Genomic DNA, 22749 nt, shown 5'->3' with positions numbered 1-22749 from the left:
CCATCATCCGGTTCACGTCCCGGCGCTGCCCGGGCGTGACCAGCGTGACCACACGGCCCGACGCGCCGGCACGCGCGGTACGCCCACCACGATGAAGATAATCCTTGGATTCAGAAGGCGGATCGACGTTGACGACGAGGTCCAGGTGCTCGACGTGGATGCCACGGGCAGCGACGTTGGTGGCCACCAGCACCGTGATCGCGCCGTCCTTGAACTGGGCCAGCGTGTGCGTGCGCTGCGGCTGCGACTTCCCGCTGTGCAGAGCACCCGCCTTGATGCCGCTGCTCCGCAGATGGCGGGTGAACTGGTCCACAGCGTGCTTGGTGTCCAGGAACATCAGCACCCGCCCGTCCCGGGCCGCGATCTCGGTGGCTGTCGCGTACTTGTCGGTGGGATGCACGTTCAGAATGTGGTGCTCCATCGTCGCGACCGAGCCCTCCGCCCGGTCGACCGTGGCGAGCACCGGCTCACTCAGATAGTGCCTGACCAGTTGATCGACGTTGCGGTCGAGCGTCGCGGAGAACAGCATCCGCTGCCCGCCGGCGGGAACCTGGTCCAGGGTCTGCGAGACCTGCGGCAGGAAGCCCATGTCGCACATCTGGTCCGCCTCGTCCAGCACCGCGATCCGCACCCGGTCCAGGTGGCAGTCCCGCCGGGTGACGAGATCGGCCAGCCGCCCCGGCGTCGCCACCACGACCTCGGCACCCGCCCGGAGCGCCGCCGCCTGCCGGTTGATCGCCAGCCCGCCGACCACGGTCACCGACCGTAGTCCGAGCGCCTCCGCGTAGGGAGCCAGCACCTCGCTCACCTGCTGCGCGAGTTCCCTCGTCGGCACCAGGACCAGTGCGAGAGGGCGCTTCGGTTCGGCGCGATGGCCCGCCGTACGTGCGAGGAGCGCCAGCCCGAAGGCAAGAGTCTTCCCCGATCCGGTCCGCGCGCGGCCCAGGACGTCCCGGCCGGCCAGCGCGCTCGGCAGGATGGCCGCCTGGATCGGGAATGGATCCCGTACCCCGAGCTGCGCCAGCACCCTCATCAGCTCGGCCGGCAGTTCCAGATCTGCGAAGGACGCGGCCGGCGGAAGGCCGGGTGCCGACGTCCCCGGCACTGAGAGCTCGCCCTGCGGGGCCCTCCCCTGCTCAGACCTGCCTGGTCCGGAGCGGCCGGAGGACGGCTGCTTCGTTGTCATGGGGTCCTTCCTCATTTCAGTGCCCGAACGGCTGGGGCCCGTGCCTTGTCCGGCACGGGCCCCAGCTGTCTGCGAGCGTGACCCCGACTTTACCAGCGCCGGACTCACGTCAGCCGTCTCGCGGCCCGGCCGGCGACGGACCCGTTCTCGGCCGCTCGCACCGCGACCACCGGGCAGAACAGCCGGTGCGCTCGCGTCCGGCATATCGGAGGGATCGCCAGGAGCCAGTGCAACCGGGCCGACGCCACCACGCTCGACTTCGCCGTCTGGCTCTCCGACCTCGGGCGGGAGCCGGTCACGGTCAGGGGCGAGCTGGCCTACGTCCAGGCGGACGGCACCACGGCCCTGTGGGCGGACGAACTGTGACAGGCCCCGGCGCCTGCGGTCTTCGTGACGACACGCCGGTCCACGGTCCCCACGTACCTCTCCGGGGACCGTGGACCGGCAGATGAACTGGCTCCACCCGGCCGATCACACCGAACCCTGGCGGAATCCGACCGACCCGGACCACCGGCCGCTCCAGCGCGACGTGCTCAGCGCCTACGAGCGGGGCGCGTGCTCGGCCGGCCATCGCGTGATCCGACATCTGCGGCAGCCTGCTGAGCCTCATGGACTCTGTCGTAGCCGACTCGATACGGCACAGCAGGGTCACGTGGCGCCAAACTGAGGGGGGTTCGAGGCATCACGTCCCGCTGGATGCGGTGGCGACGGTTCGATGCCGGTCTATGGTTGCCTGGTCCGGGAAGGCCCCGGGCCGACCGGGCAGGGGGCACCGTGGGGACGGACGGCAGCACCAGGTGGACGAGCGGGGCGGGCTCGGCGGCCGTCGGCGCCGCGAGCGGTTCGGCCGGGCGGTGAACGCCCGTGCCCGGATCGCCGTCCTGTGGGCCGTGGCCTGCCTCGGCGGGCTCGCCGCCACCGCCGCTCTCACTCCTTCCGGAACCGGGAAGTCTTCCGGCCCCGAGGAGCCCGGGCGGCGTGAGTCGATCATCACCGCGGTACCGGCGGTGGACTGCGAGCGGATCGCCGAAGAGATCCGGCAGGCGGACGCCGGTTCTGGCGGTGCGAATCCCCGGCCCGGCCTGATGGTCGCTCGGTCGACGGCGGTGCCCGAGGAGTGTGTGGACGAGCTTCAGGCACAAGGGCTGTGGTAGGCGTACAAGGAACTGGACAAACCACCGACGGTGGCAGGACCCCACACGGGCCGGTCCTGGCGGTCGTGCCCGGCGGCGACCCGGCCGTGGACGGCCACGACGGTTCCCGTCACCGTCCCCCGGCCCGGCCCGGCCCGGGAGGCGAGCGGCGCGCGTTCCCGGTTGGTGACGCAGGCGGCGATGGCCGCGGACAGGGCGTCCGGCCGCGCGGGGCCAAGAGCGGGCGATGACGGCCGCCATCCGGTCGGCGGCGATGGCCTTCCGGATCGTGCTCCGTCGCCCTTGGCGTCGTCGGGTGGATGAGGAGGGGCTCGACGGCCGCCCAGCCGTCGGCGACAGTGGGTACGGGAGACCCCGGTTGCTGACGGCGGCGTGGACACCATCACGGCGGCCCCCTCGTCGACACCATCCGCCTCATCGACGGCGGCGACGACGATCGACAGCCCGGCGGGGCCACGGTGAACGGCGGGAACCTCATCGACGTGATCACCCCCACCGGCGGCCGCCGGCAGACTACGGCGACGGTGACGGCTGCCTGTGCACCTTCAACCCCGCCGACCAGGGCACCGTCACCAACTGCGCCACCATCGGCTGACACCCGGAGACCCAGCGCTGAACCGCCGGACCGCCTCTCATGGTGGGAATTACGCAGCGCCAGGCCGTGGCCGCTGCGCTCGGGTACGCGGGCCGGACCCTTCCGTGTGCACAAGCCCCGGCCGCGCGTGGCGGTTCAGCGCGTGAGGGTGTTGAGCCAGCCGGTCAGCAGGCGATTGGTCTCCTCGGGGCGTTCCTGCTGGATCCAGTGGCCGCAGCCCTCGATGAGGTGGGAGGCGGTCAGGCCGGGGAGGGTGGTGGGGAAGGCGTCGACGGCGTCGGACATCCAGGTGGTGGAGGCGTCCAGGGCGCCGCCGATGAAAAGGGATGGCTGCTTGATCGGGGCGCCTCGGTGGGGGGCGAGGTCCGTCCAGTCCCGGTCCATGTTGCGGTAGCGGTTGAGGGCGCCGGTCAGGCCCGTGCGCTCGAACTCTCCGGCGTAGACGTCGAGGTCGTCCTCGGACAGCCAGGCCGGGAGGACGCCGGTGGGGAAACGGTCACGCAGTCGGCCGCCGTGGGTGACGAAATGGGGGTCGGGCTCGCCGGGGGCGGGCATGGTGTCGGCGGACAGGGCGGCGTAGAAGCCCGCGAGCCAGCCCCGTACGTCGGGCTCGATCTCCGTCTCGGTGCGGCCGGGCTCCTGGAAGTAGGAGACGTAGAACTCCTGCTCGGGGCCGCCGAGCCGGCCGAGGCTGTCGGTGGGGCGGGGGCCGCCGGGTGGTGCGTACGGGACGCTCAGCAGGGCGACGGCCCGGAAGACCCCGGGGTGGAGCAGGGCGGAGGTGGCGGCGATGCTGGAGCCCCAGTCGTGGCCGACGACCACCGCGCTCTCCTCGCCGAGGGCGTGCACGAGGGCGGCGTTGTCCTCCACCAGGTTCAGCATCCGGTAGGCGTCGGTCGCCGCAGGCCTGGAGGAACGGCCGTAGCCGCGCACGTCGATCGCCACCGCCCGGTAGCCGGCCGCGGCCAGTGCCGGGAGCTGGCGGCGCCAGGAGTACCAGGACTCGGGGAAGCCGTGCACGAGCAGGACCAGCGGGCCGGTGCCCTGCTCGACCAGGTGCAGGCGCCCGGCCGGGGCCTCGACGGTGCGGTGGCGGAGTGCGGCGGACGGCTCGGGCTGCATGAGGGCTTCTCCTCGGTTCGCGGGTGGACGCGGGTACCCATCGATCATGCGGCGCGGCGGCCGTCCGACGCGATGATCCTTGCCAGTCTGGCAAACTCGCAGGACAGCGGGGCGACGCATCCTGAAGGGAGCGGAGTGGGTGACAGGCGACGAGGTGGCCGACACGCCGGCGGCGATGGGCCCCCGGCTGCGGGCCGCGCGTGAACACCGCGGCTCCACGCTCACCGGCGTCAGCCGCGCGACCGGCATCTCCCCGAGCACGCTGTCGCGGATCGAGACCGGCCGGCGCAAGCCCACCCTGGAAGTGGTGGTGCGGTTGGCGAAGGAGTACGGCGTCTCCCTGGACGAGCTGGCCGGCACCGCCCCCGCCGCCGGGCAGCGCACCTCCGCGCTCCGGCGTTTCGGGGATGACAAGGCGGTGCTGCCGCTGACCCGGTACGTCGGGGGCCTGCACGCCCACAAACACGTCCTGCCCGCCGTCCAGGAGCCGCCCGCGCGGCCCCGGCAGGTCTCCCACGACGGCTGGGAATGGCTGTGCGTCCTGTACGGGCGGCTGTGGCTCGCACTCGGTGACCAGGACCTCGTCCTGGGTGCCGGGGACGTCGCCGAGTTCGACACCCGCAGTCCCCACGGGGTCGCGAACGCCGGCCCCGGCGGCCCGGTCGAGTACCTGATCATGTTCGGGCCGCAGGGAGAGCGCCTGCGGCCGCGCACCCCGCCCGCCCCAGGCCGCAGGGACCGGTAGCGAGCGGAGGACGAGTAGCCTGACGTCCTGGAGAGGCCCGGGATGTCAGGCCGCTTCCTCGTTGCACTCAGAGGTCGCCTTCTCCCGTTGCTCCCTTGAGATGAAGCTCAGCTGTCGCCGGGCGCGCCGATGAAGGCGGCGCCGGTCTCTGCCATCCGCTCGACCGCATAGGCCGGGTCGATCAGTGCCTCAGGGGTGTGGATGCCTGGTGTGGCGGCTTCGCCGCGCAGCCCGAGCAAGCGCTCAACGCCGAGGGCGATGCCGGTTGCGGTCAAGGGGCGCTGCCCTGCCGGGTGGACCAGGTAGCGGCTCCTGCTGATCGGGGCACCCCCTCGGCCTGTCCCTTCGAGGTCGATCCGGACCTCGAAGGAGACGGGTTCGCCGCGGCGCCGGCCCACGGATTCGCCGACGGCGAAGTCGAAGCGGACGTCGGGTGCGTCCGTCGCGAGGGCGAGGCTGGGTACGTCGGGGATGGCGATGCTCCGGCCGGGCAGATCGGTGCCGTCGGTACTGCGCACGTCGGCCTGCGCGTCGGGGCCGGCGACCCAGGTGAAGACGCCGTCCCGGCGGACAAGTCCCGCCGTGGTCGCCGTGGACCACCGCCGCAGATCCGCTCTTCCCGCAGGCCCGCCGGTGTCCAGTTCATCCAGTACCGCACTGATCCGGATGGTGTCGATCCGGTCGAACCGCCGGGCCGCGTGCAGTGCCGCGAGGACGACGGTCCCGGCGCAGTAGTGGCCGGCCAGCAGGATCGGCGCGGCGTTTGCCCGCTGGGCGCCCGCGACGACCTCCGGCGCGATGTCCACCAGGCCGCTGGAGATGCTGAGGTACGGCAGCCCGCGGTGCTGGGCGTAGCGCAGTCCGTGCAGGTGGTCGTCCCAGAGCGCGGCGATTACCGCCGAGTAGGTGCGGTCGGCCGGGAGGCCGAGATCGCTGCGCCGCAGATCGATGGTCACGGCCGTTGCGGCGCCGAGTTCGCCGGCCACGCGCTGTGCGCGGTCGATGTCACGACCCGCGATGGTCAGCGGCAGTGCCGGGTGCCATTGGCGCAGGAGAGCGGCGGCCCTCGCGCCCGCCTGGCCCGTACCACCCAGGATCAGTACCGATTCCGGCTGTCCCACCACGGGTTCCCCTCACATCCATTGACATCCATTGACATCCATGAAGCTACATTTTGTAGCCTACGTTTTGTAGCTTAGATTGGAGCGGGAACGCAAGGGAGGGCCATGGCCACCACCACATCGACCCGCCTGTCCAAGCAGGCCAGGCGGGAGCAGCTGCTCGACACCGCCCGGGCGATCGTGCGCACCCGGGGCACCGACGGCCTGACGCTGGTGACTCTCGCGGAGGAAGCCGGGGTGAGCAGACCGATCGCATACGACCACTTCGCCACCCGCCCCGGCCTGCTGCTCGCGCTCCACCGACGACTCGACGAACACCACCGGGCCGCGATCACGCGGGCGCTGCGGGACGCCGCGCCCAGCGCCCGCGAGGTCGCTCGCGTCATCAGCGCCGCTTACTTCGCCTGCGCCACCGACATGCCGGAACTCAGCGCCGTTTCCGCCGCGCTGAAGGGAAACCCGGAAATGGAGGCGATCCAGCACGAGTTGACCGACAGCTACGCGGACCTGATGGCCGGCGCGCTGCTGCCGTACTCCGGCCTCGCGCCCCAAACCCTCCGGCTGCGATGCGTCGGCGTGCTGGGTGCGGCCGAGGCGATCGCCGCCGAGCTGAACCGGGAACGGGCAACCGACGGGGAGGCGGTCACCGCGTTGACCGACCTGATGGTGAGCGGTCTCGATGCCAGGGGCGACCGCCAGGGTGTTTCTGAGCGGTCATCTGGCTGACCAGATGTGGATGGCGGCGAGGCGGATCCCGGTGGTCAGTCCGCCGCGGGACCGGCCGGCGCGACCGCGTCGATCACTTGCCGGTGATCCCGCCACCGGACACCCCGCCGGGGTGTCCGATCAGACAACAACCTCACTGGTCCTGTGGCCGGACGGTTTCCCGGTCGACGCGTGTGTGAGGGGTGACCAGGAGGGTTTCGAGGGCGTCGTCCCGCAGAAGCAGCCCAGCGGTCTCCGCCGAGCAGCCGACGTAGGTGGACAGGAGGTCATGGTCGCTGGTGACCACCCAGCTGTGGTCCTGCGGCCACCAGAACTCCGGGCCGCTCTCCCCCACGGCTTCCTTGAGTTCTTCTCTCACGCTCTCCAGTCCGGTGAGAGGAGCACAGCGAACGAGGGGCCCGTCCTGCCCCCAGAGCAGGGCCGCGAGGTCGTAGGCGAAGCAGACGGGCCGGTCGCCGCAGGTCCCGGCGAGCACGCGGGTCAGTGCCGAACGGCTGCTGTCGTCGAGCGCCCCGTCCGGGGCCTGCCACAGGGAACGTCCGGAGCTGTCGGGGGCTTCGTCCCGCAGCCACCAGTGGGACAGTTCGGGGTGGAACGGGACTGCCGAGTCCGCGGCCCGCGCCTGCCAGCTGCGGCTACGGCCCGAGCCGTCCGTGGCCTCGAAGCGGTGGAAGATCCGGACGTACGCCTCGTACCCGTCCGGGACAAGCTCGGACACCACATGCCCGGGTCCGGGTTCCCGGCGGCCCAGTCGGCCCAGCCGGCCCTTGAGCCAGGCCAGCTCCGTACCGTCGTAGGTCCATGCACGCTTCTCTGTCACGGCCCCATTCTCGCTGCCCCCGGGTGCCTGCGAGAACGACTTTCCCGACCTCGCCGAGGCGTGCGCCTTCACCCTGGTGATGTCACATCTGACCCGGCTGTCCAGTCTGACTTGGCACAGGGCGTCCCGGCCGGGGACGCGCGCTGTCCTGAAGGGGCTGAGCAGCATGAGCACGATCCTGGTGACCGGCGGTACCGGAACCCTCGGCCGGCTCGTCACCGAGCGTTTGCGGACGGCCGGGCACGAGGTACGGGTCCTCAGCCGGCACGCGCAGCCGTACGCCGTTGATCTGCGGGAGGGCGGCGCCGGGCTGGACGCGGCCGTCGCCGGGGTGGACACGGTCGTGCACTGCGCCAGCACGCCGCGCGGGGGTGACGAGAAGGCGGCGGGGCGGTTGATCGCCGCCGCGCGCGAGGCCGAGGTCGGACACCTCGTCTACATCTCCATCGTCGGTGTGGACGCGGTGCCGCTCGCCTATTACCGGTCCAAGCTGGCCGTGGAACGGCTGGTGGAAGGGTCCGGGCTGGGCTGGAGCGTGCTGCGGGCCACGCAGTTCCACGACCTGGTGGCGCGGCTCTGCGCCGTACTGGCCGCTTCGCCGGTGATGCTGGTGCCCGCGGGGGTGGACGACCAGCCGGTGGAGGTGGGGGAGGTCGCGGACCGGCTGGCCGGACTGGCCCTCGGCGCCCCCGCCGGGCGGGTCCCCGACCTCGGCGGACCCGAGGTCCGGTCGTTGGAGTCACTGGCGCTCGCCTACGCGGCGGCGGCGGGTAAGCGGCGGCGGGTGATACGGGTACCGCTCTTCGGGCGGGTGTACCGGGGGCTCCGGGCCGGGGGGCATCTGACACCGGCGGGGGCGGTGGGGGAGGGGACGTTCGAGGAGTACTTGGCGGGGCGGCCCCGGGGGTGACTCCGGGACACAGGATCCGGGGGTGACGCAGGGGCCCGGGATCAGAGGGTGACGCCGAGGCACGGGATCAGAAGGTGACGCCGAGGCACGGGCCCTGGGGCAGCGGGCCGTGCAGGAGGCGACGCTCCGGCTTCGGGACCGGCCGCTCGGTCGGAACTGACCTTATTGGAAAGAAGGTTGTGCAATTATCTGCACGACGGGGGCGCTCGCAGCAGTGCGTGCCTCTGTGTTTCCACTCAGGCGAAGGGGGCGAGTGATGTCTGGTTTAACCAGAAATCAATGGATTGGCGTGTGGTCTGTGGTGGCAGTGCTGGTCGCCGCGCTGATCACTGCCGGAGCCACTCTCGCGGCAGGTTCCGGCGGCGGAACAGAGATCAACAACGACTGTCCAGGAGCAGCGGCCCAGTGCACCGGCAACGGCGACAACAACCGCACCGAGAGCGACGAACGGTGAGACGGGGCATGCGCGGTGCCGTGCTGACGGCGGGCGCCGTTCTTGCCCTGTCGGGATGCGGTGGAACAGAGATCAACAACGACTGCAGCGGGGCAGGGGCGCAGTGCGCCGGCAGCGGTGACAACGGACAGGGCAGCATGGCCGACGAGCAGGTCGGCGAAGCGACCGGCAGCCCGAAGGAGCGCGCTCCGGCGCCGGCTCCGTCCGGTTCCGTGGATTCCCGGGCCGGCGCCCTTCCGGAAGGAGTCGGCAGCGGCGCGCGGTGCCGTGGGGACTGGCAGGCCTTCGGAGGGGCCGGCGTCGAGGTCAAACCGTGCATCGAGCGCCGGACAAGCGGAGTCGTGGTCTCGGCCAGGGTCAGGGCCGCCGACCCGGCGAGCGCGCCTGTCGGGGCGACCGTCTGGGTCTGGCTGATGAAAGCGGACCCCGACCTCGTCGCCCAGGACCGGCCGGCCATGACGCGCGACGAGTCCACCGCGCACCGCTGCCCGATCAGCTTCCGTGATGACGGCTCCTCGGTTGAGGAGTGCTCACGGCAGTTCACCCCGCAGGAGCGAGGTGTCTACACGACAGCAGTCGACGTGGGCCTGTCCGACAGCGAATTTTCGCCGAAGTGGGCGAACCGGACGTTCTGGGGTACTCAATCCGTCTGGAAGGTGACGTGGCCGCCGACCTGACCGGACACTCCGGGCGGACGGTCGCGGAGACACCGCCGTGTGGATGGACGGGGTGGATGGACGGGGTGGCCGCGGATTTCCACGGCACCCTGCGGGACCGGCTCGGCTCCCGCCGCTACCGGTGCCGGGCGGGGGCCGGTTCCTGACATGGCCGGTTCCTGACGTGGCCGGTTACGTACCGGTGGACGCGATGGGATGCCGGCCCGGTCGGGTCCGCGTACAGGTGATCAGCCGTCTGCGCAGGCGTCTTGGGCGACGAGTTCCGTCATGCGCTCCATACAGCGCATCCGGGCAGGCGAGAAGTCGTAGGACATCTTCGTGATTGCCTCCAAGACGCTCATCCGTGACCAGCAGGGCCTCCATGTCGGAGGCGGCAATGCGCCGGGGGCAGATGGCTGAGCCGATCCGTCACCAGCTCGGAGAGCAGGCCCAGCGGGCGGCGGAGCGGGAGGTGGAGCCGTGCGGACGGGATCGCGAACGGGCCTTTCGAGAAAGGGATGTTGACGTCCCATCGGGGTGCTCCGCCGTTATCACGTGGTGACTGCCGACCCCCGGCTCGGCCCGTACAACCCTTCCCCGGCTCCGCCGGTCCTGCATACACCGGCGTGCCCCGCCGCACGTCCGCTCCGCTTCACCGCCCCGCGGGCGCCACCGACGTGCCGCCGTATCGACCCACCGTCCGTCCGCTCGTCCAGAGCCGTGCTCCCGAAGGACAGCTATGACCTCCTTCCGCCCGACCCGTGGCCCGGTGCTCGCCGCCGCTGTCACGGCCGTCCTGTCCCTCGCCGCGCCCCCGGCCCTCGCCGCCGGGGGTGCCGACCGCCCGGCCGCCGTCCCGCCGGGCGCGGCGCCCACGGCGCAGGCGAACCCGAAGCCGAAGCCGAAGCCACAGACGAAGCCGGACGACTTCGACGGCGACGGCTATCGCGACATCGCCGTCGCCGCGCCCTCCGGCACGGTGAACGGTGTCGTGCGGGCGGGCCATGTCTCCGTTCTGTACGGGTCAAAGTCCGGGGCCCCGTACCAGCGGCGGCAGCTCTTCCACCAGGACCTGCCGGGTGTCCCGGGCGGGGCCGAGACCGGGGACGGCTTCGGCGAGGCCCTCGCCACCGGCGATCTCGACCGGGACGGCTACACGGATCTGATCGTCGGCACCCCGGGCGAGGACATCGGCTCGATCGGCCCCGAGGCCGGCACGGTCGTCGTGATCTGGGGTGGGCGCAAGGGTCTCGCGGGCTCCGCGACGCTGATGGTGGGCCCGGGGCCGCATCTCGGCGCCGGGAAGCACCTGGCGGTCGGCGACTTCGACGGGGACGGCGACCACGATCTCGCCACCGCCGAGGGCGGGGGCGCCGTGGTGGCGCTGTCCGGTCCCTTCGGGCGCGACGGGAGCCGGTCCGGTCGCGCCCACCTGGAGAACGGCACCTACTTCATCACCGGTCTCGCCACCGGGGACATCGACCGTGACGGCCGTGCCGACCTGGTCGGCCTGCGCCATCACACCGACGAGCCCGACTCCCGCCATCTGGTGGTGTGGAAGGGCGGCCCGCGGGGCGCCGGCCCCGGCCACCGGGTGATCACAGGCACGAACGGCCTGAACGTGCCGGGCGGGGACAACCTCGACATGGGCGATGTGAACGGGGACCGGTTCGCGGACATCGTCATGGGCCGCCGGGACGGCTACGACAGCGACCTCGACCTCCCGAGGGCGAAGGGCGGCATGGTCACCGTGGTGCCCGGCTCCGCGCAGGGCGCGCAGGGCACGAAGGCGACGCAGCTCAACCAGGACAGCCCGGGCATTCCCGGAGCCGCGGTCCACGGCGACTACTTCGGCTCCGGCATCTCGGTCGCGGACATCGACGGCGACGGGTACGAGGACGTCTCCGCCGGGATCGTCGGCAAGGACGTGGACGGCCTGGACGGTGCCGGGGCCGTGGTCACCCTCCGGGGCTCGGCGAAGGGGCTGACCGGCGCCGGGGCCCGGCTGTTCAGCCAGAGCACGCCGGGTGTGCCGGGCGCCTCCGAGCGGTTCGACCGCTTCGGCGCGAACACCCGGCTGCTGGACCTGGACGGCGACCGCCGCGCGGAGCTGATCACCGCGGCGACCGGCGAGAACGAACGCGCGGGGGCGCTCTGGGTGTTCCGGGCGACGCGGACGGGGATCACCGCGAGCGGTTCGGTCACCTTCGGCAACGGCACGCTCGGCGCCGTCGCCGCGCCGGGCAGCGAGCTGGGCCGCACCTTCGGGCGGTGAGCCGAACGGATCGACGACCTCGGTGTGCCACGACCGCCGACGGGGCCGTTCGCGTTCCGTCGGCAGGTCCTGGGGAAGCTGAACAGGCGAGCCCACCGGTCCACCGCCGCGTGGTCCGCCTGCTCCTGACCCTGCTCGGCTTGGGCGGGCAGAGCAATGCCCCATTGCCGGAACTACCCGATTTTGAACCGCAGTTGATGGGTTGAAGCGGATGCCCGGACACCATGCGCGGGCGTACGGCGACAGCGAGGACCTATCCTGCCCGTCATGATCGACTGGAAGAGCGTCGAGGCCGCCGACTGCGCCGTGCCCTCCGACCGGCCCATGGACGACCTCGTCCGGGAGCTGTCCCGTGCGCTGGCGGATCCCGATCCGCTGGTCCGGGACGGCGCGCCCTACACCGTCCTCGCGACCTGGATCGCCCGCGGCACGATCGAGACGCCACAGCGGCTGGAACTGGGGGACCGGATGGCCGCCCGGTTCACCGACCCGCGGGTCGAGGCCCGCACCTTCGCGCCCCTCGTGCTGGGCATGCTGGTGGACGCGGGGGACTTCAGAGCCGGCTGGGTCGACGCGTTCGAGCGCTGGTACCCGGCCGAGCGGGATCTGCGCGGTCACGACGAGACCCTCGGCTGGCTGCACGCGGTGGCACACGGCGCGGACCTGCTCGCCGGCTTCGGCCGCCACCCTGACGTGGCGCCGGTGCGGATGCTGGACCTTGCCGCCGCGCGGCTGACGGCGCCCACCGACCACGTCTACGACCAATTGGAGGACGACCGCCTGGCCCGGGCGATCGCGCGCGTCCTCACCCGCACCGACCTGAGCGAACGCGACGCCGTCGGCTGGCTCGATCCCATCGCCGACCGCTTCGGAGCCGACCGCATCAGCACCCCTGTGCCCGCCCACATCAGCAACTGCCTGCGCACCCTGCGCCTGCTCTACATCCTCGCCGACCGGGGCGTACGCCCCACCAGTGAACTGCCCGCGGAACCCCTCCCCCACCGCGACGCGATCAAGTCCGGCATTGCCACGGTCCTCGACCGGATCGTCAGACGCTGACCCCGGCGGACCGTCTCACCGAACCTCTGACCGACGCCGGGCTCGTTCCCTTCGCCCGGCTGCTGCTTCCTGCCCCGGCAACAGGTCGGCCGTGCCTGGGCCGAGGGCCTTGTCCTCTCACGAACCGATGGGAATCATGAACGCGTGCAACGCCGAGAGGAACTCCACACCCTGCTGGTGCGCGCCGGACTGACCGTCGTCCGGGACCTGCGCCCGGGCAGCCTGTTCCCGCCGGAGGCCGGCTGGCGTATCGCCCGGGGGATCGCCGCGCCGGACGGCGCGGCAGGCGGCGCGGCGAGGGAAGCGCTCGACGCCGAGTGGTGGCGCCGTCTCGCGGATGCCGACGGAGAGTTTCTGGTGGCCGTCCTCGGGCACCGGATCGGCGGCAACGACTCCTGGTGGACCCGGGTCCGCTCCAGCGGCGGCGGTGTGCCGCGGCTGACCGGCAACCCCGGGTTCGTGGCGCTCTCCCTCGACGGGCAGGTCCTGCTGGCGGAGGTGCCCGGCGCCGACGGGCCCCGGGTGACGGCCCTCGACCGACTGCCGGAACGGCTGGAGGAGGCCGCGGCAGCCGCGGGCCGCGAGACAGCGGCCGAACGCGCCGAGGTGTGGGCGGCGGTACCCGGCCGGCCGGCATGGCCCAGGCACTGGGCTGAGGGGATCGGGTCCAATCCCGCCGCACCGGACGAGCTGCTGATCCGGCTGCTGGACGTGGCGGAGGGCTTCCTGGACAGCTGCGACCGGCCCGCCGTCCTCGACGCCGCCGTGGCGCACCCCGATCCGCAGGTACGGTCGAGTCCCGCCGACACCTTCCGGCCCAAGCTCACGTCCGCCCAGTGGATACGCCTGACCCGCGCCGAACCGTCGCCGAGCCGGCGCGTGCTCTGGGCCGAGTGCGCCTGCGCCCAGGGTGTCGAACTCCCCGCGGACCTGTACGACGACCTCCTCGCCGGCCCGGCCCGCGCCCAGGCCGCCGCACTGCCCGGGCTCCCCGCCCACCGTCTCCCCGGCCTCGTGAACGACGCCGATCCCCTGGTGCGGGCGGCCGGCTGCGCCCGGTGGGACGATCTCGCCACGCCGCTGCGGGAGCGGCTGCTGGCCGACACCGACGACGCGGTGCGAACGGCGGCGCTGCTCGCCCATCACGCCGGCGTCCCCATGTCTCGCGAGGTCTTCACCGCGTTGCGCGATCCCCGGCGCGCGCTCGAACAGTGCCGTCTCGCCCCAGGGTTGGAGGCGGAGCTGGTCAGGAGCGGGGATGCGGAGGTGCGCCGGGCGCTGGCCGCCAACCCGCGGCTCGGCGCGCCCAGTGTCGCCGTCCTGGCACAGGACCCCGACGACGACATCCGCTCGGTGGTGGCGCTGCGCCCCGACCTCACCGAGGAGCAGCGCGCCGCGGTGCGCTACGCCTTCGACCCGGCGGCGATGTCGCGTACCGTGCCCTGGGTCGAGGGCCTGCACGGCGACGCCGACGCCATGCGCCGCCTGGCCGTATCGTCCCATCCGCTCATCCGCCGCAGCGTGGCCCGTGCCCGGCGTCTTCCACCGGACGTCGTGGAGCGTCTGGCCGGGGACGAGGACCGGACGGTACGCCTGTTCCTCGCCGAGTCGTGCGACGACGCGCCGGCCGAGATGCTGCTGGAGGTCTGGCGCTGGTGGGACGGCAGCCTCAGTCACCCCGGCCGCCCCCGCAGCCACCCCCATTTCCCCCGCACGGGCCTGCTGCGCTACGTCGGAGATCCCGCCGGGCGGATGCGCCGTCTGGCCCTGGACGATCCCGAGTCCACGCCTGCGGACGTCGCGCGTCTCGCCCGCGACCCCGAAGCAGAGGTGCGCCACCGCGCGGCCGAGGACCCCCGGCTGTCACCGGCCGACGCGGTGCGGCTGCTGAACGACCCGGTGGACCATGTTCGCGGGACCGCGATACGTCATCCGCGGCTGCCGGCCCGCGTCCTTGCCGGGCTGCTGCACGACCGCGCCACGGCACGCACGGCGGTCGCCAACCCGGCGATCCCGATCCCCGTCCTGCACCGCATCCTGGCTGCTGCGGCCGCCGCAGTCCGAAGCTGAACTCCGGCGCTCCCCCGCCTGTGCCGGGCGAGCGGGTCACATGTTCACGGGCAGCCCTGACGCAGTTCTTTTTCCTTGACGGTCAGGTGGTCCCCCTGGGCGTGGTCACGGCGTCGAGGGTGGCTTGGACCCGGATCCCCGAGACGTTCGAGGTCGATCAGCCGTCGGCCCGGGTCCCGCGGCGCGGGGCCCCGTTCTGGTGGTTGGCCGTCGGTGGCTTGGGGAACCCGCGGTCCGTGTCCGGCGGACGGTTCTCGGGCGTGAGGGCGACGACCGCCCAGACGGTCCTTCCGTCCGTCGTCGTCTCGGTCCCGCAGCTCAGCGCTCCGAGGGCGCGCAGCCGGGTGAGGGTGGTGTCGTCCAGGGGTGGCGGGTCCGGCTGGTGGCTGAGGGCGAGGACGAGGGCCGTACCGTTCTGTTCCGCGAGGTGCAGGCTGATCCGCCGACCCCCGTCGGCCACTGCGGTGGCGACGAGCAGTGTCACCAGCTCGGCTGTCGTGCCGGGGCCTTGCATGCCCCACTGGGCGAGTCGCCGGTCGACCAGGCCGGCCGCCTTCCGGGCGCTCCAGGGGCGGGACTCCAGTGTCCAGGCCGCTCCGGGGCGGTTGGCCATGAGGCGGCGCCCCCGTGCACCGTGGGCAGCTGCTGGCGGGAGGGGCGGCGGGCCGGGTGGCGGCGGTGGGTTCTTCGGCGGCGGCGGTGTCCTGGGTGGCCAGTCCGGCGGGCGGGGCCTCGTCGCGGACGGGCCGATCGGGAGTACCACCGGATACCTCCTCCTGGACGTGGACGGGTTGGTCCAGTCTAGGCGTCGCGGGCCCCGGGAGAAGAGCGTTCGCGAGGAGGCCGGCCCGGCCCCTCCCGTGTTCGCTGTGGCCGGGCCGGCCTGTGCGGGGTGTGGGCGTCAGTCGTCTGTGGGGCATGGGCTGAGCAGCGTGGAACGGAATCCCTCCACCGGGGCGTTGCCGACGGCGCGGCAGAGGCGGTCGATGGCCGCTGCTGTGCCGAGAAGATCGGTGTCCCAGAACTGCATCATGCCGTCGTTGCTGCGGGTGGCGAAGGTGGTGCCGTCGGGGCTGAAGGCGAGGGTGCGGGGACGTGAGTGGGGCCGGCCGGAGGGAAGGGTGAGGCGGATGTGTCCCGTGCTCATGTCCCTGAATGTGATGGTGCCGTCCCGTTCGATCAGGGCGATCGTCCTGTGGTCCGGGCTGAGGGCGAAGGCGCCGGTGGTGCCGGTGATGGTGAGGCGCAGGCGGCGGGCGGACAGATCCCACAGACGTACGGTCCCCTCGGGGTTGGTGAGAGGGGTGAGTCCCTTCCCGGGGTCCGCTCCGGTGCTGTCGCTCGTGAGGAGGGTCTTCCCGTCGCGGGTGAAGATCATGGAGGTGGCGTCGCCCCGAGGACGGATGGGGATGGAGTGGCGGAGGGGGTCCCTCACGTCCCACTGGCGGATACCGCCCCCGTCGGCGGTGAAGAGCACGCCGCTGTCCTGGCTGAACGCCAGCTCCGTGATGCGGGAGGGATGGCCGGTGAGGGTGGCGCGGACCGTGCCGCCGGCCACGTCCCACAGATGTATGACGGTGGCCTGGTCGCTGGTGGTCGCCAGCGTCTTCCCGTCCGGACTGAACACCGCCCAGTGCGCCCGCCCGCTCTGCGCGCCCAGAGTGCGGCGCAGTTGACGGGTGCGGGTGTCCCACAGGCCCACCGTCCCGTTCTCGTGGCTGACGGCGGCGGTCCTCCCGTCGGGGCTGAAGCCCACCGGGGACGCGTGCACCAGCGGTTCGAGATCGTCTTCCGCACGGGCCGACCGGTCGATGCGTGCGGCGGTGCGGGTGAGGATCCGGTGAGCGCCGGTCGTGGTGTTCCACAGGCGTACGGTGCCGTCCTCGCCGCTGCTCGCGAGGGTGCCGGTGGAGTTGAAGGCCAGTGTGCCGATCTCGTCCGAATGTCCTCGCAGGGTCCTGTGGGCTCGGCCGGTGCGGATGTCCCACAGACGGATTTCGCCGTGGGTGTCCCCGGCTGCGAGGAGTCGGCCGTCCGCGCTGTGTGCCAGAGCGATCACCCTGCCCCGGTGGCCCGTCAGGGTGGTACGGAGCCGGCCCGAGTGGGCTTCCCGCAGCCGCACCGCGGTGCCGAAGCTGCTCGCGAGGGTCCGGCCGTCGGGGCTGAAGTCCAGGGCCAGCGCCAGTTCGCTCTCCCGCCCCCCGGGGTGCTCCACCGTTGTCTCACCGCTGACCATGCCGGTGAGAAAGGTGGTCCGGCTGTCGGTCGCGAATGCCGCTGTCCGGGCATCGGGGCTGAACGCGACGGCACGCCCTGCTGAGAGCATTTCAGCGTGCTCCCGTTGGTCGGTGGATCCCGGCCGCTCGATCGTCGTGATCGTCAGTTCCGGTCGATGCTGCGACCTGAGGGGAAGCTCGGCGGCGCGGTACAGGCTGCTGACCGCCTCGTCGGTGGGGGCCGTTCGGTAGGCGTGGATGGCCAGCAGGGATGCGGCGTCAGGGTGACTTTGCAGCAGGGATACCGACTCGGCCGCGAGCTGTCGGGAGAGCGCGAGGCGCTGGGCTGTGACCGCTTTGTCGCGTTGGCGGGTGCTGGTGCGGTTCTGCTGCCAGGCGGTCGCTCCCGCCAGTAGCGCGAGGACGAGAAGGACGGCGAGGGCGGTGGCGGAGCGGCGCAGTCGGCGGGTGGTGCGGGCCCGGGCCTTCTCTTCCTCGTCCTGGGCGGTGGTGGCGGTGGTGAGGAAGGTGCGTTCGGTGGGGGTGAGGTCGTGGTGGGGTGTGGGGAAGGCTTCCCGGGCGGTGGCGAGGCGGGTGCCGCGGTAGAGGGCGCCGGGGTCCCGGTCGAGTTCGGTCCAGGTGGCGGCGTCCGCGGTGAGGCGGCGGTGGACGAGGAGGCGGGCGCGTTCCTCGTCGATCCAGGTGCGCAGGCGGGGCCAGGCGGTGATGAGGGCTTCGTGGGCGAGGTCGGCGGTGCTGTCGTCGAGAGTGATCAGCCGGGCACGGGCAAGATGTTCGAGGACAGCCGGGGCCTCGCCGGGTACCGGCTTCGAGTTCGGTGCGGGGTGCGGGGCGGCGGGTGTCCTGGGCGCCCTGGCCGGGGGTGATCAGTCTCAGAAGGATGCGGCGGGCGTGGACGGCCTGCTCCGGGGTGAGCCGCGTGTAGGTGTGTTCGGCGGTGTCGGCGACGGCGCCGTGGATGCCGCCGACGGCGTCGTAGGCGGCGAGGGTGAGGGTACGGCCGCGGCGCCGTCGCCAGACCTCCAGCAGCGCGTGCGACATCAGCGGCAGTCCGCCGGGCTCCGCGGTCGTCTCTGCCACGATCCGCGCGGTCAGCTCCCGTTCCACGATCAGACCGGCCGCACGTGCCGGGCCGACCACCGCCTGGCGCAGCTCAGCCGAATTCATCGGGCCAAGGGCGAGGTGTGCGGTGCGCAGGATGCCGACCAGGGCGGGGTGCTCGGTGCAGTGGCCGTAGAAGTCGGCGCGCACGGCGATCACCACGCGCAGTCCGCTGTCCGGTTCGCGGGCCGCGAGCAGCTGGTCGAGGAAACGGGCGCGTTCTTCCGGGTCCTGGCAGAGGGTGAAGACCTCCTCGAACTGGTCGACCACCACGACCGTGTCCCGGGCCGGGATCCGCCTCCCGGGGCCGCCGGCACCACCGGGGGCTGCTTCGGTTCCGGCGGCGCTCCCCGGCTCGGTCTCCCGGAGGTCGGCGGGGGTGAGGGCCTGGGCGTGTGTGGCGGCCGGGCGGGGGCCAGGTGTGACGATCCTGATCGCCGTGCAGGGCACCGGGGTGTTCCCGGGGTCCTGGAGTGCCGGGATCAGTCCCGCTCGGAGGAGGGAGGATTTGCCGCTGCCGGAGGCCCCTGCGAGGATCACCACCCGGTGGGCGGTGACGAGTTCGACGAGGCGGTCGAGGAGTTCCTCACGGCCGAAGAAGAGGTCGCGGTCGGCGGGCTCGAAGCGGGCCAGCCCCCGGTACGGGGCCTGACGGGCCGCGGCGTCGTCGACGACCCGGACCGTCCTCTCCTCGATCACACGGGCGGTCTCGTGCCAGCGGGCCTCCCACGCGGCCGGATCCCCTCCGCAGACCGTCACATAGGCGAGGACCAGGGGGAGCGAGGGCAGTTCGTCGCCCCGCGCGGCGGCGGCTAGGGTGCTTGCCGAGTAGCCCGCGCGGACGGCCATCGCCCGGTACGTCGGACCCCCCGCTGCTGTGCGTAACTGCCGCAATTCGTGGGCGAACCGTTCCACCGGACCCGCCTCCGGATCCAGCGGACGCTCCCGGCGACCCGCCATCACACCCCACCCCATCCCCGAGCCATGCCCGTACGTCAACCCCGGGCGCCTGTTCCCGTCGACTCCATCGAACCGCGGAGACTCCATCGAACCGCCGCCGGGCATTGTGGGGAAAGCACGGACCAGACCTTCCCCACAATGCCCGGCCAGCCGGATTCGAGGCGCCGGACCCGGCGCCCGGGACACCGCCGCCCGCTGCGCTACCCGCCCCCTCAGCGTCCCCGGCCGCCGCGACCCGACCGGGCTTGCGTACCGGATGGACCTGCCGGCGCGGAACGGCCCGTACGCGAAAGCCCTCGTAGCACGGCGGCCGAGGACGTTCCGGCAGGTACCTGGCCGCCTGCCCAGGGGCGCCCCGGGCCCGGCGAGTCGTGTCTTCACCCCGGCCAACGCCTGCTCGACGCCGCCGCAGTGCCGGCGGCCGCCCGTCGCCCCCTCGACCCTGGCCCGCGTCGCGCTGCTCACCGTGGGCTGCGCGGCGAAGGACCCGCAGAGCCCGGGGGGGCGTATCAAACCCGGGAGCCGAAGACTCGGCCGCGAACACCAGAACGCCAGAACACAGAACGGTGGAGCGCGGGTCCGGGCAGCACCTGCGGACCGAGGCGCGGCAGGGGAAACAAGGTGATCCGGGCGCAGTCCCGGGTCACCCGCCGCCGATCCGTTGGGCGGCCCCGATCGCACGTTGCACGCACAGCGCGGGGCCCACCGCCGAACAGACCGGCTCCCGGTATCGGGTGGCGGACCTCCGCCCGAGGGACCGCCGCCCGGTGCTCGCGTGTCCGGACCGGGCGAGGAGTGCCAAGGGCGTCGTACGACCACCGCCGGTCTGCCCGCACCGGCCTGGCCTGCGTGGCCGCAGCCGGGCGCTGCGACGCCGATGTGCGCGCATGCCCGGTTCCGGGGTGACCATGACCGCGGGTTGGCCGGGCCCGTATTGCGCGGGCGGCGCACCGGGCCTACGGTCTCCGAAGCGCAGGTCCGGTTGCCGGCCCGCAGCCCGTTCTCCACGACCAGGAAGGGCAGGGGCTCGTTCATGATGCGTTCTCTCGGCAGGATGCTCCTTGCGGTACTCCTCCCCGTCGGCCTGCTCTTCGCGGCGGGTCCGGTACGGGCCGATGTCCCTGATCCGGTGAACTGGCCCAGGCCGAGGTTCCTGTCCTACAACGTCTGCGGCGCGTCGTGCAGTATCCACCAGGGTTCGAAGCCCGCCTGGCGCGACAAGGTGATCGGCGCGACGGACGCCTGGGACACCGATCTGCTCATGCTTCAGGAGCTGTGCCACGGACAGTGGACACTGCTGCGGGACGCGCTCGGGAACCGCTCCTCCGGCGGACCCTCGTACGACTCGGTCTGGGGCGCTTCACTGGGCTCGACGCCGGGGTGCGCGAAGTGGGGACCGGACACCCGGTACGGACTGGCCGTCTTCGCGAGGGGCGGCCCGGGCACCATCGACAACGGCAGCCGGACCGTCACCTTCCTCGACAGACCCTCGGCCGGCGAGCAGCGGATCCTGCTGTGCGCGCGAACCCGGGTGACCGGGCGGGACGTGCGCGCCTGCAACACCCACCTGGACTACCGGGGGGACAACCCCCGCGCCCAGGCCGCGCAGGTGGCGGCCGTCACCCGCGGCTTCGCGAACCAGGGTGACGCCGTGGTACTGGCGGGGGACTTCAACATGCCGCCGAAGGACCGCCGCCTGGACCCCCTCTACCACCACAGCGGCGGCACCGGGATCTTCCAGGAAGCCGACGAGAACGACAAGTCCCACTTCACCGGGACCGACTGCCCGCAGTCCGGCGACCGCTGCCGCAGCGGCGAGGCCACCGCCGAACCCGTGTGCTCGCCCCGGGTCACCGAACCCGGGAAAATCGACTACATCTTCCTCGACCACGCCTGGTTCCAGACCGTGCGGGGCGACGCGGCCGCCTGCACCCCCGGCATGTCGGACCACCACCTCCTGCGCAGCGCCGCAGCATGGGAACGCTGACATGACCGGCCGGCCTGGACTCGACGTCCGGTAGTGCGCGACGCCCGCCCGTAGCGGGGCGCTGGTGCGCCGGCTCCCGGGTCGTGTGTGCCCGCGGTGCCCCTCCTGTTGCGGGCCTTCCCGCCACGCGGCGACGCCCTCGCGTACATCACCGGTGAACTCACCCGGGATCTGCGGGTGAGGACGGTCGGCAGGGCACAATCCGGCCAATGTCAGGGGTTGTTGGCGAAGAAGCAATCACAGCCTGAGGAGCCCGAGGTGGTGGGCACCCTGGTCGCGGAAGACCTGGAGCAGGTGCCGCACGTCGCCCGGCATCACATCATGGCAAGCCGGCTCACCAGCAGCTCCACCCTCTTCTCGGCATCCCCCGGTGGCAGTCGTCCCGCCCGGGTCAGGGTCGCCAGCCCGTGCAGGGCCGCCCAGAACACCTCGGTGAACAGCGCCGGGTGGACGCTGTTCCCGGCGGCCTCGCCGAGGCTCTCCAGCATGGCGGCGAAGGCGTCCTTCAGGGGCTCCGGGGTGTCCTCGGCTGCGAACACCAGGCCGCCGTCGAGCCGGAACATCGCGTCGTAGACCGCCGGATTGCGCTCGGCGAAGCCGAGGTAGGAGCGGGCGAGGGCGGTGACACGGGCGCGCGGGCCGTCCGCGGCCGAGGACGCGGTCCGCAGCGTCGTGGCCATCTCGGCGGCACCCAGGAGGGCGACGGCGCCGACAATCTCGCGCTTGCCGCGGAAGTGGCTGTAGAGGACGGGCTGGCTGTACTCGATGCGCTCGGCGAGCCGGCGGGTGGTGACCGCGTCCCAGCCCTGCTGCTCGGCGAGTTCACGGGCCGTCGCCACGATGAGGCGTTCGCGGTCCGCGCGTTCGCGCTCCTTGCGTTCCTGTACCGACATGATGTGACCCTAGCATTGCTAGACAGTCAAGCGGCGACAGCACTAGCGTTGCCCTGTTCTCTAGCGGCGCTAGAATCCAGGAGGGATCGCCATGCTCAACGCACTTGAGGTCCTCACCACCGTGGTCGTTGGCCTGATGGTGGGGGTGGAGTTCTCCGTCGCCTTCATCATCAACCCGATCCTCGACGGCCTGCCCGGCGACAACGGTCTGCGCGGTCGCACGCACGGGGCCCGGATGCTCGGTGCCGTGATGCCGTTCTGGTACATCGGCTCGCTCGCGCTCAGCGCGGTGTGGGCCGTCGCCGGATGGCGCTCGGACGGCGCCGGACTCGTCGTCGCCGCCGCCGCGCTTCTGATGCTCAGCGTGGTCATGTCGCTCCTGCTGCTTGTCCCGACCAACAACCGGGTCAAGACATGGACCGCCGACGGCCTGCCCGCCGACTGGAAGGAGCAGATGAACCGCTGGGAACGCTTCCACTACGTCCGCGTCGCCATCATCATCGCCGCCTTCACCCTGCTGGTCGCCGCCCTCGCCTGAGTCTGCGGCCCTCCCGTACGAGACCGCCACGGCCGACGACGTACGGGCCCTGGCCAAGGACCTCGCTGCCGCCGGCCGACAGCGATCGCGGCCGGAGACCATCGTGAGCACGGGCAAACGCAGCAGATCCGCACCGTCGA

18 protein-coding genes and 3 pseudogenes are annotated in these 22749 nt (G+C 72.3%); 11 read left to right on the top strand and 10 right to left on the bottom strand.

What is annotated here, in order from left to right; genetic code table 11:
* Positions 1–1186 (bottom strand): DEAD/DEAH box helicase (locus SYYSPA8_RS13695; protein WP_323447376.1); only part of this gene is annotated, 1186 nt, incomplete at its 3' end.
* A gap of 797 nt (positions 1187–1983) precedes the next feature.
* On the opposite strand from SYYSPA8_RS13695, the gene SYYSPA8_RS13690 reads away from it, so the two are divergent.
* A complete protein-coding gene (locus SYYSPA8_RS13690) occupies positions 1984–2340 on the top strand; it encodes a hypothetical protein (RefSeq protein ID WP_323447375.1) in 357 nt (118 codons plus the stop codon).
* Between the two features lie 730 nt (positions 2341–3070).
* On the opposite strand, the gene SYYSPA8_RS13685 is transcribed toward SYYSPA8_RS13690, so the two are convergent.
* Complete coding sequence (locus tag SYYSPA8_RS13685) at positions 3071–4057, bottom strand: alpha/beta fold hydrolase (RefSeq protein ID WP_323447374.1); 987 nt, start codon at positions 4055–4057, stop codon at positions 3071–3073.
* Positions 4058–4196: 139 nt separating this feature from the next.
* Between SYYSPA8_RS13685 and SYYSPA8_RS13680 the strand changes: the two genes are divergently transcribed.
* Positions 4197–4802, top strand: a complete 606-nt coding sequence (locus tag SYYSPA8_RS13680; protein ID WP_323447373.1) for a helix-turn-helix domain-containing protein — start codon at positions 4197–4199, stop codon at positions 4800–4802.
* Between the two features lie 107 nt (positions 4803–4909).
* Here SYYSPA8_RS13680 and SYYSPA8_RS13675 read toward each other — a convergent pair whose 3' ends face one another.
* On the bottom strand, positions 4910–5923 hold the full coding sequence (locus tag SYYSPA8_RS13675; protein WP_323447372.1) for a saccharopine dehydrogenase family protein: 1014 nt from the start codon (positions 5921–5923) through the stop codon (positions 4910–4912).
* A gap of 105 nt (positions 5924–6028) precedes the next feature.
* Between SYYSPA8_RS13675 and SYYSPA8_RS13670 the strand changes: the two genes are divergently transcribed.
* Positions 6029–6649, top strand: coding sequence for a TetR/AcrR family transcriptional regulator (locus SYYSPA8_RS13670; protein ID WP_323447371.1), 621 nt, complete (start codon positions 6029–6031; stop codon positions 6647–6649).
* 133 nt (positions 6650–6782) lie between these two features.
* Here the strand turns inward: SYYSPA8_RS13670 and SYYSPA8_RS13665 are convergent, their stop codons facing one another.
* Positions 6783–7469, bottom strand: a complete 687-nt coding sequence (locus SYYSPA8_RS13665) for a hypothetical protein (RefSeq protein WP_323447370.1) — start codon at positions 7467–7469, stop codon at positions 6783–6785.
* 166 nt (positions 7470–7635) lie between these two features.
* Here SYYSPA8_RS13665 and SYYSPA8_RS13660 point away from each other — a divergent pair, with 166 nt between their 5' ends.
* From SYYSPA8_RS13660 to SYYSPA8_RS13650, 3 genes are all read left to right on the top strand, one after another.
* Entirely contained in the window at positions 7636–8379 is a 744-nt protein-coding gene (locus SYYSPA8_RS13660; RefSeq protein WP_323447369.1) for an SDR family oxidoreductase, read from the top strand.
* 298 nt (positions 8380–8677) lie between these two features.
* Positions 8678–8833, top strand: coding sequence for a hypothetical protein (locus tag SYYSPA8_RS13655; RefSeq protein ID WP_323447368.1), 156 nt, complete (start codon positions 8678–8680; stop codon positions 8831–8833).
* Positions 8834–8970: 137 nt separating this feature from the next.
* Positions 8971–9510: a hypothetical protein gene (locus SYYSPA8_RS13650; RefSeq protein WP_323447367.1), complete on the top strand. Its 540-nt coding sequence runs from the start codon at positions 8971–8973 to the stop codon at positions 9508–9510.
* A gap of 227 nt (positions 9511–9737) precedes the next feature.
* Here the strand turns inward: SYYSPA8_RS13650 and SYYSPA8_RS13645 are convergent.
* Positions 9738–9851, bottom strand: a pseudogene (locus tag SYYSPA8_RS13645) (MerR family transcriptional regulator); the annotation flags it as partial.
* Positions 9852–10228: 377 nt separating this feature from the next.
* Here SYYSPA8_RS13645 and SYYSPA8_RS13640 point away from each other — a divergent pair.
* The 3 genes from SYYSPA8_RS13640 (at position 10229) to SYYSPA8_RS13630 (ending at position 14893) form a co-directional block, all read left to right on the top strand.
* Positions 10229–11764, top strand: coding sequence for an FG-GAP repeat protein (locus SYYSPA8_RS13640; protein WP_323447366.1), 1536 nt, complete (start codon positions 10229–10231; stop codon positions 11762–11764).
* 267 nt (positions 11765–12031) lie between these two features.
* Positions 12032–12823: a DUF2785 domain-containing protein gene (locus SYYSPA8_RS13635; protein WP_323447365.1), complete on the top strand. Its 792-nt coding sequence runs from the start codon at positions 12032–12034 to the stop codon at positions 12821–12823.
* A gap of 144 nt (positions 12824–12967) precedes the next feature.
* The gene (locus SYYSPA8_RS13630) at positions 12968–14893 is read left to right on the top strand and encodes a hypothetical protein (RefSeq protein WP_323447364.1); all 1926 of its coding nucleotides are present in this window, start codon (positions 12968–12970) and stop codon (positions 14891–14893) included.
* Positions 14894–15050: 157 nt separating this feature from the next.
* Here SYYSPA8_RS13630 and SYYSPA8_RS13625 read toward each other — a convergent pair whose 3' ends face one another.
* The 4 genes and pseudogenes from SYYSPA8_RS13625 to SYYSPA8_RS38490 form a co-directional block, all read right to left on the bottom strand.
* Positions 15051–15506, bottom strand: coding sequence for a hypothetical protein (locus SYYSPA8_RS13625; RefSeq protein WP_323447363.1), 456 nt, complete (start codon positions 15504–15506; stop codon positions 15051–15053).
* Between the two features lie 288 nt (positions 15507–15794).
* A complete protein-coding gene (locus SYYSPA8_RS38500) occupies positions 15795–17219 on the bottom strand; it encodes a WD40 repeat domain-containing protein (RefSeq protein WP_323447362.1) in 1425 nt (474 codons plus the stop codon).
* A 564-nt stretch (positions 17220–17783) separates the two neighbouring features.
* Positions 17784–17882 (bottom strand): annotated as a pseudogene (locus SYYSPA8_RS38495) (nSTAND1 domain-containing NTPase); the annotation flags it as partial.
* Positions 17883–17994: 112 nt separating this feature from the next.
* A pseudogene (locus SYYSPA8_RS38490) lies at positions 17995–19080 on the bottom strand (nSTAND1 domain-containing NTPase); the annotation flags it as partial.
* A gap of 1144 nt (positions 19081–20224) precedes the next feature.
* Here SYYSPA8_RS38490 and SYYSPA8_RS13605 point away from each other — a divergent pair.
* Positions 20225–21178: an endonuclease/exonuclease/phosphatase family protein gene (locus tag SYYSPA8_RS13605; RefSeq protein ID WP_323447361.1), complete on the top strand. Its 954-nt coding sequence runs from the start codon at positions 20225–20227 to the stop codon at positions 21176–21178.
* Positions 21179–21492: 314 nt separating this feature from the next.
* Here SYYSPA8_RS13605 and SYYSPA8_RS13600 read toward each other — a convergent pair whose 3' ends face one another.
* Complete coding sequence (locus SYYSPA8_RS13600; RefSeq protein ID WP_323447360.1) at positions 21493–22071, bottom strand: TetR/AcrR family transcriptional regulator; 579 nt, start codon at positions 22069–22071, stop codon at positions 21493–21495.
* A 91-nt stretch (positions 22072–22162) separates the two neighbouring features.
* Here SYYSPA8_RS13600 and SYYSPA8_RS13595 point away from each other — a divergent pair, with 91 nt between their 5' ends.
* Complete coding sequence (locus tag SYYSPA8_RS13595) at positions 22163–22609, top strand: DUF1772 domain-containing protein (protein WP_323447359.1); 447 nt, start codon at positions 22163–22165, stop codon at positions 22607–22609.
* Positions 22610–22749: the final 140 nt, after the last annotated feature.

The sequence above is a fragment of the Streptomyces yaizuensis genome (assembly GCF_034961445.1).
Taxonomy (GTDB): Bacteria; Actinomycetota; Actinomycetes; order Streptomycetales; family Streptomycetaceae; genus Streptomyces; species Streptomyces yaizuensis.
This window is presented reverse-complemented; position numbering and strand designations above follow the sequence as displayed.

Bases quoted from the DNA above. Each gene is read 5' to 3' on its own strand.
- SYYSPA8_RS13600 (WP_323447360.1), bottom strand. From the start codon at position 22,071: ATGTCGGTACAGGAACGCAAGGAGCGCGAACGCGCGGACCGCGAACGC.
- SYYSPA8_RS13670 (WP_323447371.1), top strand. From the start codon at position 6,029: ATGGCCACCACCACATCGACCCGCCTGTCCAAGCAGGCCAGGCGGGAG.
- SYYSPA8_RS13650 (WP_323447367.1), top strand. From the start codon at position 8,971: ATGGCCGACGAGCAGGTCGGCGAAGCGACCGGCAGCCCGAAGGAGCGC.
- SYYSPA8_RS13635 (WP_323447365.1), top strand. From the start codon at position 12,032: ATGATCGACTGGAAGAGCGTCGAGGCCGCCGACTGCGCCGTGCCCTCC.
- SYYSPA8_RS13625 (WP_323447363.1), bottom strand. From the start codon at position 15,506: ATGGCCAACCGCCCCGGAGCGGCCTGGACACTGGAGTCCCGCCCCTGG.
- SYYSPA8_RS38500 (WP_323447362.1), bottom strand. From the start codon at position 17,219: ATGCTCTCAGCAGGGCGTGCCGTCGCGTTCAGCCCCGATGCCCGGACA.
- SYYSPA8_RS13660 (WP_323447369.1), top strand. From the start codon at position 7,636: ATGAGCACGATCCTGGTGACCGGCGGTACCGGAACCCTCGGCCGGCTC.
- SYYSPA8_RS13685 (WP_323447374.1), bottom strand. From the start codon at position 4,057: ATGCAGCCCGAGCCGTCCGCCGCACTCCGCCACCGCACCGTCGAGGCC.
- SYYSPA8_RS13595 (WP_323447359.1), top strand. From the start codon at position 22,163: ATGCTCAACGCACTTGAGGTCCTCACCACCGTGGTCGTTGGCCTGATG.
- SYYSPA8_RS13605 (WP_323447361.1), top strand. From the start codon at position 20,225: ATGATGCGTTCTCTCGGCAGGATGCTCCTTGCGGTACTCCTCCCCGTC.
- SYYSPA8_RS13640 (WP_323447366.1), top strand. From the start codon at position 10,229: ATGACCTCCTTCCGCCCGACCCGTGGCCCGGTGCTCGCCGCCGCTGTC.